Annotated in this window: 11 protein-coding genes; 8 read left to right on the forward strand and 3 right to left on the reverse strand. The window is 67.4% G+C overall.

Going from position 1 to position 12,621, the window contains the following annotated elements; translation table 11 throughout:
• Positions 1-66: 66 nt before the first annotated feature.
• Both FRZ44_RS17170 and FRZ44_RS17175 read right to left on the reverse strand, forming a co-directional pair.
• A complete protein-coding gene (locus FRZ44_RS17170) occupies positions 67-1,476 on the reverse strand; it encodes a hypothetical protein (RefSeq protein ID WP_225308309.1) in 1,410 nt (469 codons plus the stop codon).
• A gap of 41 nt (positions 1,477-1,517) precedes the next feature.
• On the reverse strand, positions 1,518-1,814 hold the full coding sequence (locus tag FRZ44_RS17175) for a hypothetical protein (RefSeq protein WP_151178336.1): 297 nt from the start codon (positions 1,812-1,814) through the stop codon (positions 1,518-1,520).
• Positions 1,815-1,988: 174 nt separating this feature from the next.
• On the opposite strand from FRZ44_RS17175, the gene FRZ44_RS17180 reads away from it, so the two are divergent.
• The 8 genes from FRZ44_RS17180 to FRZ44_RS17215 all read left to right on the forward strand — a co-directional run bounded on the left by FRZ44_RS17180 (position 1,989) and on the right by FRZ44_RS17215 (position 11,398).
• The gene (locus FRZ44_RS17180; RefSeq protein WP_151178337.1) at positions 1,989-2,819 is read left to right on the forward strand and encodes an FAD binding domain-containing protein; all 831 of its coding nucleotides are present in this window, start codon (positions 1,989-1,991) and stop codon (positions 2,817-2,819) included.
• Between the two features lie 5 nt (positions 2,820-2,824).
• Positions 2,825-5,599: a molybdopterin-dependent oxidoreductase gene (locus FRZ44_RS17185; RefSeq protein WP_151178338.1), complete on the forward strand. Its 2,775-nt coding sequence runs from the start codon at positions 2,825-2,827 to the stop codon at positions 5,597-5,599.
• Position 5,600: 1 nt separating this feature from the next.
• Positions 5,601-7,094, forward strand: a complete 1,494-nt coding sequence (locus tag FRZ44_RS17190; RefSeq protein ID WP_151178339.1) for a 6-hydroxynicotinate reductase — start codon at positions 5,601-5,603, stop codon at positions 7,092-7,094.
• Position 7,095: 1 nt separating this feature from the next.
• Positions 7,096-7,998 (forward strand): UPF0280 family protein, encoded by a 903-nt coding sequence (locus FRZ44_RS17195; RefSeq protein ID WP_151178340.1) that lies wholly within the window; start codon positions 7,096-7,098, stop codon positions 7,996-7,998.
• The gene (locus tag FRZ44_RS17200) at positions 7,991-8,575 is read left to right on the forward strand and encodes an amino acid synthesis family protein (protein WP_151178341.1); all 585 of its coding nucleotides are present in this window, start codon (positions 7,991-7,993) and stop codon (positions 8,573-8,575) included. Before FRZ44_RS17195 ends, FRZ44_RS17200 begins: the two co-directional genes overlap by 8 nt.
• The gene (locus tag FRZ44_RS17205) at positions 8,572-9,156 is read left to right on the forward strand and encodes an amino acid synthesis family protein (RefSeq protein ID WP_151178342.1); all 585 of its coding nucleotides are present in this window, start codon (positions 8,572-8,574) and stop codon (positions 9,154-9,156) included. Before FRZ44_RS17200 ends, FRZ44_RS17205 begins: the two co-directional genes overlap by 4 nt.
• Positions 9,157-9,197: 41 nt before the next feature.
• Entirely contained in the window at positions 9,198-9,653 is a 456-nt protein-coding gene (locus FRZ44_RS17210; protein WP_225308310.1) for a MarR family winged helix-turn-helix transcriptional regulator, read from the forward strand.
• Between the two features lie 89 nt (positions 9,654-9,742).
• Positions 9,743-11,398 carry a GMC family oxidoreductase gene (locus tag FRZ44_RS17215; RefSeq protein WP_151178343.1) on the forward strand — a complete coding sequence of 552 codons (1,656 nt, stop codon included), beginning with the start codon at positions 9,743-9,745 and terminating at the stop codon, positions 11,396-11,398.
• Between the two features lie 203 nt (positions 11,399-11,601).
• Here the strand turns inward: FRZ44_RS17215 and FRZ44_RS17220 are convergent, their stop codons facing one another.
• Positions 11,602-12,582 (reverse strand): phosphoribosylaminoimidazolesuccinocarboxamide synthase, encoded by a 981-nt coding sequence (locus FRZ44_RS17220; RefSeq protein WP_151178344.1) that lies wholly within the window; start codon positions 12,580-12,582, stop codon positions 11,602-11,604.
• Positions 12,583-12,621 lie beyond the last annotated feature (39 nt).

Here is a 12,621-nt window from a genome sequence, read left to right on the forward strand (position 1 = left end):
TTGTTATGGCGAACGTTTGCATAGAAATGAAATCATGCGACCCGGGAAAAGGCAATATCCGGCCCTCTATCCAATCGTAGGAGCCGCCAGCAGCCAGAGCCCGAACAGCGTGTAGCCGATCATCAGCAGCGCCAGAGGCCACTGGCTCGCCAGGGCGGCGCGCTTGTCGGGAAAGCGCTCGATCGCGATCAGATGGGCCAGCAGCACCGCCAGGATATGGACCAGCATCACGGCCCCTGCCTGCGCCGAGAAGATGAGCCAGACCGAATTCATGTCCGACAGGAAAGAAACCCTGACATGGGGATCAGCGATTCCCAGCAGGTGCCAGCCCCAGCCGAACGGATCGTCGATCGAGAACACCGCATATTGGGCATTCACCAGGAACGACGTCAGGTAATGGGCGAAGTGGTAGCCGATCGAGATCGGCAGGATCGACAGGACGAAGGCGCCGAGCAGGGTGCCGATGTCAATCCGGCCGCCGGCCAGGCGCCCACCCAGCCCCATCGCCAGACCATAGGCCGCGCCGAGCAGCAGCCACGCCCCGATCAGTCCCAGGCTATTCGGCAACATGAGCACGGTCCGGCCTGGAAATTCGAGCGGGTTGACGCCCCAGACTCCAAGCCACCAGAAGGTCTTGTCGAGCCCGTCGAAGGAAACGGTCGCCAGGGTCAACAGCACGAACAGGGCGCCGCTCAGGGGCAGCGGCCCAAATTGCAGGAGCGCCCGCCCCGGCAGTCCCAGCGTCAGGCGGTATCGCCGGCTGGGACCGGTCGAGGTATCCGGCTCGACCGGTTCCGCGCGCAAGGGCGCGAGCAGCGCCACGAAGCGGAAGAAGACCGCGAAGCCATCGCCCTTGGCGAGCCAGGCCCGCTCGCCGAACAGGACCATGCCGGCCAGGGTAATGGCCGAGTAAATCACGATCGCCTCGGCCAGCCGCGCGGGATCGTCGGGCGCCGGGTCGATCAGCTCGAACCAGGCGAAGCCCAAAAACAACAGGATCGCCGGCCCGTAACCGAACCAGGGCGGATAGCCCAGAAGTGCCGGCGACGAGCCCGTGTCGCCCGAAAGCCGCCGGATCAGGCGATAGGGCGCCAGCCAGGGATTGAGAAAGCTCCAGAGATTGCCGAACAGCGCCTGGGCGACCGTGAGCCCGCCCCACCAGACCGTCCAGATGAAGAGCGGCAAGGGGTTCGACAGCGGATCGCGGCTGCCATAGACGCCGGCGATCAGGAGCAAGACCAGGAGCAGGAAGCTGGCCGCGCTGATCGCGGTCCGGGGCAGCGCCGGCCAGACGCCGAGATCGAACCGTGCCGCCGCGATGCGGCGCAGGAAGCTGTCGGAAACCGCAAGCAACAACAGGAAGGAGGCGGCCACGGCAAGCGTGCCCCCAACGATGTAGTAATGCGTCGGCAGCAGCAGGACGAAGCCCTTGTCGGAGGCATGAGCCCAGGCGGGAGTGGCCGCGACGACCGACAAGAGGCTTCCGAACCACAGACGCAAAGGCCAAATGGCGGATCTCAATGCGACCCTGCGTCGGGTGTCACGGATGGGGGCTTCTTCTTGATGCAAAAAAGATCACGATCGTTCATTCCGGTGCAAAGCCAGTCTGGACCGAATCCAGCATTCATTCTTCCAGGTAAGATCGGATTTGCGAAGAAGCTCCACGTCATCGCCGCCGTGGCCGCGATCAGAGGAACCGCTATCGCGGCACAAATCCAGAAGCGGCGCATCTCCCGCCATTTATGGGCATCGAATGCCCTGGCAACCGCCAAGCCGGCGCAGATCCCGAGGAAGATGACAGCCAGGAATTGCATGGACCAAGGCGATCACTATTGACGCGAGCTACCATCATGGGGGGATGGCAGGCCGGCAAACAAGGCCCGCCTTGACAGTTTCAGGCCTCCCGGAGATCATTTGCATACGAACGAACCCCTGCGGGCCGCGGGGTGCGAGGGCAGTGGAGAGACGGGCCCCATGTTCAAGTTTTCATGTTCCTGAGACCGACAAGCCTGCGCGAGGCGGTCGATGCCTTGGCGACGCCCGGGATCCAGATCCTGGCGGGCGGCACCGACTTCTATCCGGCGCTGGGCGACCGCCATCTCTCCGCGCCGGTGCTCGACATCACGGCGGTGCGCGAGCTGAGCGGCATCCGTGAGGAACCGTCGCAGTTCCGCATCGCGGGCGGCACGACCTGGAGCGAGCTGGTCGCCACCCCCCTGCCCCGTTGCTTCGACGCGCTGAAAGCCGCCGCGCGCGAGGTCGGCTCGATCCAGATCCAGAACCGGGGCACCGTCGCCGGCAATCTCTGCAACGCTTCGCCCGCCGCCGATGGGGTCCCGCCGCTCCTGGCTTTGGATGCCGAGGTCGAGCTCATGTCACGCGCCGGCACGCGCCGCCTCAAGCTCGGCGACTTCATCACCGGCAATCGCAAGACCGAGCGCCGGCCCGACGAGCTGGTCTCTGCCATCCTGGTGCCCCGCACGATCGAGGGGCCTTCGGTGTTTCTCAAGCTCGGCGCGCGGCGCTATCTGGTGATCTCGATCGCCATGGTGGCCGCGATCCTCGAAGCGGACGACAAGGGCCGGGTGGCGCAGGCGCGGATCGCGGTGGGTTCCTGCTCCGCGGTCGCGCGCCGCCTGCCCGACCTGGAGGGCGCGCTCCAGGGTGTCGCCATGACCGCCGGCATCGGAAACCGGGTCGAGCCCTCGCATCTGGCGGCCCTGGCGCCGATAGACGATATCCGTGCCACCGCCGCCTATCGCCGCGACGCGGCGCGCACGCTGGTGGCGCGCGCGCTCGAGCAATGCGTGGCGGGCTGACCGCCATGGATCGTCCCGCCACCAGCATCGATTTCACCCTCAATGGCCGCGCTGTCAGCGTCGCGACGCCGCCCGGCCAGCGCCTGACGCGAGCCTTGCGCGACGAGCTGGGTCTGACCGGCACCAAGGTCGGCTGCGATGCCGGCGATTGCGGCGCCTGCACCGTGCTGCTCGAGGGCGAGCCGGTCTGTGCCTGCCTGGTCGCGGTTGGCCAGGTCGAGGGCCAGCGGGTCGAGACCATCGAAGGCCTCACCGCCAGCTCGGCCGTGACGCAAAAGCTGCAGGACTCGTTCCTTCGTCATGGCGCCGCGCAGTGCGGCATCTGCACGCCGGGCATGCTGGTCGCGGCGACACGGCTCCTGGAGCGGAATCCGCAGCCGACCGAGGCCGAGGCCATGGATGCGGTCGGCGGCGTGCTCTGCCGCTGCACCGGCTACCGCAAGATCGTCTCGGCCATCCTCGACCAGGGCGAGCCGGGAGTCGCCGATTCCGATCCCGCCGCCGGCAGCGCCGTCGGCAAGCGGCTACGTCGTGTCGACGGCAAGCCCAAGACCGATGGCACTGAGATCTTCGGCGCCGACGAGACGCCGGCCCATTCGCTGCTCCTGCGCGCCGTCCGCAGCCCGCATCATCACGCGCGATTCACCTTTGGCGATCTCGACCGCTATGTCGCGAGCCATCCGGGTATCGTGAGAGTGGTGACCGCCAAGGATGTGCCGGGCGTCGATTGCTACGGACCGATCCCCCCCTTCGCCGACCAGTCCGTGTTCGCCCGCGACGAGGTGCGCTTCCGCGGCGAGGCGGTGGCGGCGGTCGTCGGCCAACCCGCCGCGATCGCGGCGCTCGATCTCGCGAAATTTCCGGTCGTCTGGGAGCCCCTGCCCGCCCTCACCAGCATGGCGGCGGCGCTCGACGGGACCGCGCCGCTGGTCCATGACAAACGCCCCGGCAACATCCTGACGCGCGGCCGCGTCGTGAAAGGCGATGTCGAGGCGGCGCTGGCCTCCGCGCCCGTCACCGTCGAAGGCGAGTTCGAGACCGGCTTCGTCGAGCATGCCTATATCGAGCCCGAGGCGGGCTTCGCGCGGCGCGTCGGCGACCGGATCGAGGTCCAGGTCTGCACCCAGGCGCCCTACATGAATCTCGAGGACATCGCCAAGATCCTGGGGATCCCGCAGAGCGCGGTGCGCATCATCCCGACCGCGGTCGGCGGCGGCTTCGGCGCCAAGCTCGACATGTCGGTCCAGCCCTTCCTCGCGGTCGCGGCCTGGGTCACCGGCCAGCCGGTGCAGATGGTTTATACGCGGCCGGAATCCCTCATGACCTCGACCAAGCGCCATCCGTCGAAGATCCGCGCGAAGATCGGCGCCGCGCGCGACGGCGCGCTGCTGGCGATCGATGTCGCGGCCGATTTCAACACCGGCGCCTATTCCTCCTGGGGGCCGACCGTCGCCAACCGCGTGCCGGTCCATGCCTCGGGGCCCTATTACGTGCCGAATTACCGGGCGCTGACGCGCGCGGTGCATACCCATCTGGTCCCCGCCGGCGCCTTTCGCGGCTTCGGCGTGCCGCAAGCGACCCTGGCGCAGGAGCAGCTTTTCGACGAGCTCGCCGACAAGCTGGGCCTGGACCGCCTCGAGTTCCGCATCAAGAACGCGCTGCGCGGCGATCAGCCGACGGCGACCGGCCAGGTGATCGGCGAAGGGGTCGGCATCAAGGCCTGCCTCGAAGCCTTGCGGCCGCGCTGGCACGCCGCCCGTGCGGAGGCGGCCGCCTTCAATCGCAGCACCAAAGCGCCGCTGCGCCGCGGCGTCGGCGTCGCCGGCATGTGGTATGGCTGCGGCAACACCTCGATGGCCAATCCCTCGACGATGCGAACCGGCCTCAAGCCCGATGGCAGGGTGGCGCTGCATCAAGGGGCGGTCGATATCGGCCAGGGTTCGAACACGGTCATCCTGCAGATCTTCGCCGATGCGCTGGGAGCGCCGATCGATCGCATCGACCGCGTCGCGGCCGATACCGATCTGACGCCCGATTGCGGCAAGACCTCCGCCTCGCGCCAGACCTTCGTCTCCGGCAAGGCGGCGGAACTCGCGGCCCGGGGCCTGCGCGCGCAGATATTGCGCGCCGCCAATGCCGGCGAGGACGCCAAGATTCATTTCAACGCCGGCCATGTCACGGTCCAGGACGGCACTCGCGAACGCCGGATCGATCTGACCGCGCTGCCGGTCGATGCGCGCGGCTATGTGTTCGCCGAGGAAGCGACCTTCAATCCGCCGACCACCGGGCTCGACGAGAACGGCCAGGGCGTGCCCTACGCAGTCTATGGCTTCGGCGCGCATCTGGCTGAGATCGAGGTCGATATGGATCTCGGCACGGTGAAGCTGGCCGCGCTCACCGCCGCCCACGATGTCGGCCGGGCGATCAATCCGACCCTGGTCGAGGGCCAGATCGAGGGCGGTGCCGCGCAGGGGCTGGGGCTCGCCCTGATGGAGGAGTTCCTGCCCGGCCGCGGCGAGAATCTGCATGACTATCTGATCCCCTCCGCCGGCGACATGCCGAAGGTCCATTCGATCCTGATCGAGGATGCCTCGCCGGTCGGTCCCTTCGGCGCCAAGGGCATCGGCGAGCAGGCGCTGATTCCGACGGCACCGGCGATCTTCAACGCGATCTTCGACGCCACCGGCGCCCGTATTCGCCGCGCGCCGGCGACGCCGGACCGGGTGCGCGCGGCGATCCTGGCCACGCGGTTGCGGGTCATGGGAAAGGAGGGCGGCTGACATGTCTGCGTCTCCGACGAGCGCCACGGGACCCGCAGGGGCCGACGGCAAGATCCGCTGCGATGCCTGTCCGGTCATGTGCTACATCAAACCGGGTGCTGTCGGCGCCTGCGACCGCTATGCCAATCATGACGGCCAGATCGTCCGCGTCGATCCGCATCTGCTGCTGAACCGCACGGTCTCGCAGGGCGGCACCGTGGTGCCGTTCGAACGCGCCGGCTGGGACGGACAACTCGTCAATAGCGGCGGCACCTTCGTCACCGCGATCGGCGCCGGCACCACCTATCCCGACTACAAGCCCGCCCCCTTCATCGTGTCGTCCGAGATGGACGGCGTCGACATGGTCACGGTCGTGACCGAGGGCATCTTCAGCTATTGCGGCGTGAAGATCAAAATCGACACCGACCGGCATCTGGGGCCCGAACGGAATATCGTGCGCGCCAAGGGCGAGGCCGTCGGTCATGTGACGACGGGCGAATATGGCTCGCAGATGCTGTCGCTGGGTGGCGTGCATCACCTGACGGGCGGCAGCAAGAAGGAAGGCCGCGTCACCTGCGAGACGCTGCTCGATCTCTGCAACGGCAAGGCGGTCGAGCTCACGGTCGATGAGGGCGCCTCGGTGCGGGTCCAGGCCGGCAAGCCGCCGGTCGTCAACGGCACGGCCGAGGAACGGATGCGGGTCGGCTGCGGCTCCGCCACCATCGGCATGTTCGCACGCCAATGGTTCGGCAAGGTCGACGAGGTAGTGGTGGTCGACGACCACATCACCGGCGTGCTCTCCGAGCATCAGGCCGGCAAATATCTCGGCATCGGCGAGACCGGCATCCGCATGAAGGGCCGGCGCTCGACGCCCGGCCGCTATTTCCAGGTGGCCGAGCCCGGCACCGGCTGGGGCGGCACCAACATCTCCGATCCGCTCTCGATCCTCGAGCCCTTCGACAGGAAGGTGGCGAAGCCCGGCACCTCGATGCTGATGGTCAGCACCACCGGCGAGCAATATGGCTTCTATCGGCTGAACGAAGCGCTGCAGCCGGTCGAGGAAGAGCTGCCCGAGGCCTTGCGCGTCTCGGTCGAGCGAATCCGCGAGAATTGCGAGCCCGCGCTCTGCACGGTGCTCTTCATGGGCGGTGCGGGCGGATCGCTGCGCGCCGGCGTCACCGAGAATCCGGTGCGGCTGACACGCTCGGTAGAGGACTCCCTCACCCGCGTCACCTGCGGCGGCGCCCCGGTCTATATCTGGCCCGGCGGCGGCATCACCTTCATGGTCGATGTCAGCCGCGTGCCCGAGAACGGCTTCGGCTATGTGCCGACGCCGGCCCTGGTGGCGCCGATCGAATTCACCATGACGCTCGAGGATTACGCGGCGCTCGGCGGGCATCTCGACCAGGTGCGGCCGCTGGCCTCGCTCGACCGCGGCAGCGACCGGCGCGAAGTGACGCCGCACGCAGAGAATCCCTGGCCCATGGCGCCGGTGCGCGGCGGGAGCGGCCGGTAACATGGCTCGCGCGCACATCGCCCTCCTGCCCGACGGCCGCCGGCTGCATCTGCAGGACGGGCCGATCGACCTGATCGTCGAAGCCTGGGCCGGTCGCGCGGACGTCGAAGCCGCCTATCGAGCCGCGGCCGAGCGCTTCGTCACGATCCTCGACGAGCTCTGCGCCGAGCTGCCCTTACTGCGCACCGCCGCCCATCCGGTTCGGAACGAACTCACCGGCATCGTGGCGCAGCGCATGCAGAAGGCCGTCGCGAGCTTCTCAAAGCAGATCTTCATCACGCCGATGGCGGCCGTCGCCGGCGCCGTGGCGGAGGAAATCCTGGGCGCGATGACGGCAGCGGCTCCCCTCGCCCGAGCCTATGTCAATAACGGCGGGGATATCGCCCTGCATCTGGCGCCCGGCGAGAGCTTCAAGATCGCGATGATCGACCGGCCCGACCGGCCCTCGCTCTTCGGCACCGCGACGATCGGCCATGAAGCCCCAGTACGCGGCATCGCCACCAGCGGCTGGCGCGGCCGCAGCTTCTCGCTCGGGATCGCCGATGCGGTGACGGTGCTGGCGCCGGGCGCGGCGATGGCCGATGCCGCCGCGACCGTGATTGCCAATGCGGTCGATCTGCCGGGTCATCGCGGCATTCTCCGCCTGCCGGCCACCGACCTTCAGCCCGACAGCGATCTGGGCCCGCGCCTGGTCACGCGTCATGTCCCGGAACTGACGCAGGGCCAGATCGCCGCGGCGCTCGACGCCGGCCAGGCGACCGCTCTATCGTTACAGGCGCGAAGCCTCATCGTGGCAGCCGCCCTGCATCTCCAGGGCCAGACCCGGTTCATCGGCATCGCATCCGACGCTATCGTACCGCAGCTCTTCAACCCGGCCCCCATGAAGGCGATCGCTCATGCATGACGTGATCCTGCGCAAATATCTGATCTCGGTCGAAGAGATCTATCACGAAGGCGGCCCCGCCCCGGCCAAATCCCTGAAGCGCGGCGCCGCTCTCGCCGTCATTCACAATCCCTTTGCCGGCCGTTATGTCGAGGACATCGCCGGCTTCATGGACGATCTCAAACCGCTCGGCACGCGGATGGCGAAGGATCTGATCGCGGCCATGGGCGGCAATGCCAAGGCGATCGAAGGCTATGGCAAGGGCGCCATCGTCGGCGCGGGTGGCGAGCTCGAGCATGGCGCGCTCTGGCACGTGCCGGGCGGCTATGGCATGCGCGAGATGCTGGGCGGCGCCAAGGCCATCGTGGCCTCGACCAAGAAGGTCGGGGGTCCCGGCACGCGGCTCGACGTGCCGGTCACCCATATCAACGCCTCCTATGTGCGCAGCCATTTCGACGCCATCGAGGTCGGCATCGCGGACGCGCCGCGCGCGGACGAGATCCTGCTGGCGCTGGTGATGACCACGGGACCGCGTATCCATGCCCGCGTCGGCGGGCTCAAGGCGAGCGAAGTCAAGGGAGAGGACGGCCTCAGATGAAAGCCAGGATCCGCAAGATCGTCACGGTGGTGGAGGAGACCAGCCAGGAGCTGGGCCATGACGTGAAGCCGCCGGTGCGCCGCGCCGCCGCGGTCGCGATCATCGAGAACCCCTTTGCCGGACGCTATGTCGAGGATCTCGCGGAGCTGATCGATATCGGCGAGGAACTGGGCGGGCTGCTATCGGAACGCGCGGTCGCGGCGCTGGGTATTCCTGGCGCCAAGGTCGAGAGCTATGGCAAGGCCGCGGCCGTGGGCGAGAATGGCGAGCTCGAGCATGCGGCGGCGATCCTGCATCCCAAGCTGGGCGCGCCCTTCCGCAAGACGCTGGGCAAGGGTGCCGCCCTCATCCCCTCCTCCAAGAAGCGCGGCGGGCTCGGCGTGGCGCTCGACATTCCGCTGGGCCACAAGGACGCCGCCTTCGTGCGCAGCCATTTCGACGGCATGGAGGTCCGGGTCCATGACGCGCCGCGCGCCAACGAGATCATGGTCGCCGTGGCGGTGACCGACAGCGGGCGGCCCTTGCCGCGCGTGGGCGGCCTGACCAAAGCCGAGATCAAGGGCGAGGACGGCCTGCGGTGAGGCCGCGGGCCGCCGCAACCCTTGCCCTGGTCGCAGAAGGCGTGAGCGCGCCCCGGCTGCGCAAGAGCGTCCGGGCCACGCCGGTTGCGCATTACCGGCTCGACGACCAGGTGGGATTCATGCTGCGTCGTGTCAGCCAGCGCCATGTCGCGATCTTCGCGCGCCATATGGACAAGGACATCACGCCCACGCGCTGGGCGACGCTCGCCAAGCTCTATGAGGAAGGCCCGACCACCCAGAACCGCCTCGGTCGGCTGACCGCCATGGATGCGGCCACCATCAAGGGCGTGGTCGACCGCCTTATCAAGCGCCATCTGATCGAGACCCGCGCCGATCCCGAGGACGGGCGACGGCGTGTCGTGGCCCTGACCGAGGCGGGACAGACCCTGGTCGAGCGCTCGCTGGCGCATGCCAGTGCGATCAGCCGCAAGACCCTCGAACCCTTGAGCTCCCGCGAGCAGGCCGTGCTGCTGGAGCTGCTGCGCAAGCTGGCGTGACGACTCCCCGTTCCTTGTGCTTGAGTGCGCCCGGCTGAGGCGCTGCCCCGCGCCCGATCAGCGACCCTGAGGAGCCCTCGCGACCCCGCATGACCCAGACTGCATCCCAGGACGGCCCGGCCGGCTCTCCCGACCGCTACGACTACATCATCGTCGGCGCCGGCTCGGCCGGCTGCGTGCTGGCCAACCGCCTGACCGAGAACGGGCGCCACAAGGTGCTGCTGCTCGAGGCCGGCCCCTCCGACCGCCGCTTCTGGGTCCAGGTGCCGATCGGCTATGGCAAGACTTTCTACAATCCCGTCCTCAACTGGATGTATCAGTCCGAACCCATCCCCGGCCTGAACAACCGCACCAACTATGTGCCGCGCGGCAAGATCCTGGGCGGATCCAGCTCGATCAACGCCATGGTCTATTCGCGGGGCCAGGCGGGCGACTACGAAGACTGGGAGGCGATGGGCAACAGCGGCTGGGGCTGGAAAGAGGTGCTCCAGACCTATCGCAAGATGGAGGACCATGCGCTGGGTGCCGGTCCCTTCCACGGCGCCGGCGGACCGCTCCATGTCGACGACATCAGAAACGCCGTCCATCCGCTGAGTCACCTCTATGTGAAGGCGGGCCAGGAGGCCGGGCTGAAATACACGCCCGATCTCAATGGCGAGACGATCGAGGGTGTCGGTCTCTACCAGATCACCACCAAGAACGGGCTGCGCTGGTCCTCCTCACGCGCCTATCTCTGGCCGGCGCAGGGCCGCGCCAATCTCCGCGTCGAGACCGGCGCGCTCGCGACCCGGATCCTGTTCGAGGGCAAGCGCGCGACCGGGATCGCCTATCGCCAGAACGGCCGGGAGATGAGGGCCTTCGCAGCCCGCGAGGTCATCCTCTCCGGCGGCTCGATCAACACGCCCCAGCTGCTGCAGCTTTCAGGCGTCGGACCGGCCGAGCTCCTGAAGCGGGTCGGCGTCGCCGTCCATCACGAGAGCCCGGCGGTCGGCCGCTATATGCAGGACCATGTCTGCTACGACTATATCTACCGGGCCTCGCAGCCGAGCCTGAACAACGTTCTCTATCCCTGGTGGGGCAAGCTGCGGGTCGGGCTGCAATATATCCTGACGCGCAAGGGGCCGCTCTCGCTCAGCGTCAATCAGGGCGGCGGTTACTTCCGCTCCCGGCCCGATCTGGACCGGCCCAACATCCAGCTCTATTTCTCGCCGCTCACCTATGAGAAGGCGCTGCCCGGCGTGAAGAAGCTGATGGGCCCCGACCCCTTCCCCGGCTTCATCATCAGCGTCTCGCCCACCCGGCCGACCAGCCGCGGGCATCTCGAGATCAAATCGAGCGATCCGAACCAGGCGCCGGCGATCCAGCTCAACCTGATGTCGACCAATCACGACATGCAGGAACTGGTCGAGGGCATCCGTTTCATGGCGAAACTGGCGAAGGCCCCCTCGCTCGCCTCGGTCATTGCGGAACGGCTGCATCCGGGCCCGGGCGGCACCACCGACGACGAAATCGCCGCCGACATCCGCGCCCGCGCCTATTCGGTCTTCCATCCCTGCGGCAGCGCGCGCATGGGGCCGGACCCGAAGGAGTCCGTGGTCGATCCGCGGCTGCGCGTGCATGGCCTGTCGGGCTTGCGGATCGTCGATTCCTCGATCTTCCCCACCGTGACGTCCGGCAACATCAACGCGCCGACGATCATGATCGGCGAACGCGGCTCGGAATTCGTGCTGGCGGATGCGAAATAGCTTCTTCTTCCCTCCCCTTCACGGAGCGAGGGGAGGGTTGCGAAGAGTTAGTCGGAGCGAAGCGGAGACTTACTCGGAGCTGGGAGAGGGTGTGTGCGCAAGAAAGGCCCACCTCTCCCAGCTTCGGCTAAGGCTCGACTTCGTCTCGCCTAAGCCTGCGCAACCCTCTTCCCCCGCTACGCGGGCGGAGAGGAGAGAAGACACTACCCGTTCAAATAACCCTTCAACGCCCGCCCGATCCGCTCCATCGGCGCGACCTTCGGATCGGGCCAGGCGAATGTCTGCCCTGTGATCCGCTCGAACGCCTCGATATAGACCGCCGCCGTCTTCAACCGCATCTCGCGGGGGATCTCGGGGATCGGGTCCTTGTAGGGATTGCAGCGCGCGGTCACCCAGCTCCTCACGAAATCCTTGTCGAAGCTTTCGGGCCGCTGGCCGGCCGCGACGCGCGCCTCGTAGCTGTCGGCGAACCAGTAGCGGCTGCTGTCGGGCGTGTGGATCTCGTCGGCGAGGATGATCCGGCCGCCCTCGTCGAGACCGAACTCGTATTTGGTATCGACCAGGATCAGCCCGCGCCTGGCGGCCATTTCGCGGCCGCGCGCGAACAGCGCCAGCGCGTATCGGGAGAGCTGGTCCCATTGCGGGCGGGTCAGGACCTTGCGCTCGACGATCTCGGCCGCCGAGAGCGGCTCGTCATGGCCGGCATCGAAGGCCTTGGTCGTCGGCGTGATGATGGTCTGCGGCAGCTTCTGGTTCTCGCGCATGCCGTCCGGGAACCTGATCCCGTACATCTCGCGCTTTCCCGCCTTGTACATCGGCCAGATCGAGGTGCCGGTGGTGCCGGCCAGATAATCGCGCACCACGATCTCGACCGGCATGATGGTCAGGCGCCGACAGGCCACGACATTGGGATCGGGATAGGCCAGCACATGGTTGGGACAGATGTCGCCGGTCGCCTCGAACCAGAAGCGCGCGGTCTGGGTCAGCACCTGGCCCTTTAGAGGAATCGAGGTCAGGATCCGGTCGAAGGCGCTCAGGCGATCGGTCGCGACGATGATGCGCCGCCCATCGGGCAGGTCGTAATTGTCGCGCACCTTGCCCTTGTAATGGTTGGGCAGCTCGGGGAAGGAAACTTCGGCGAGAACCCGATCGAGATAGGGTTCCACGGACTTCGGATCGATCATGAATAAGGCTTCGTCTCTGGCGTGAATGAGGGAATTGCG

This window comes from Hypericibacter terrae, from assembly GCF_008728855.1.
Lineage (GTDB): Bacteria > Pseudomonadota > Alphaproteobacteria > Dongiales > Dongiaceae > Hypericibacter > Hypericibacter terrae.

What these genes read in the sequence shown, in the direction of transcription:
- FRZ44_RS17175 (WP_151178336.1), bottom strand. Translation starts at nt 1,814, where the DNA reads ATGCAATTCCTGGCTGTCATCTTCCTCGGGATCTGCGCCGGCTTGGCG.
- FRZ44_RS17180 (WP_151178337.1), top strand. Translation starts at nt 1,989, where the DNA reads ATGTTCCTGAGACCGACAAGCCTGCGCGAGGCGGTCGATGCCTTGGCG.
- FRZ44_RS17185 (WP_151178338.1), top strand. Translation starts at nt 2,825, where the DNA reads ATGGATCGTCCCGCCACCAGCATCGATTTCACCCTCAATGGCCGCGCT.
- FRZ44_RS17190 (WP_151178339.1), top strand. Translation starts at nt 5,601, where the DNA reads ATGTCTGCGTCTCCGACGAGCGCCACGGGACCCGCAGGGGCCGACGGC.
- FRZ44_RS17195 (WP_151178340.1), top strand. Translation starts at nt 7,096, where the DNA reads ATGGCTCGCGCGCACATCGCCCTCCTGCCCGACGGCCGCCGGCTGCAT.
- FRZ44_RS17200 (WP_151178341.1), top strand. Translation starts at nt 7,991, where the DNA reads ATGCATGACGTGATCCTGCGCAAATATCTGATCTCGGTCGAAGAGATC.
- FRZ44_RS17205 (WP_151178342.1), top strand. Translation starts at nt 8,572, where the DNA reads ATGAAAGCCAGGATCCGCAAGATCGTCACGGTGGTGGAGGAGACCAGC.
- FRZ44_RS17215 (WP_151178343.1), top strand. Translation starts at nt 9,743, where the DNA reads ATGACCCAGACTGCATCCCAGGACGGCCCGGCCGGCTCTCCCGACCGC.
- FRZ44_RS17220 (WP_151178344.1), bottom strand. Translation starts at nt 12,582, where the DNA reads ATGATCGATCCGAAGTCCGTGGAACCCTATCTCGATCGGGTTCTCGCC.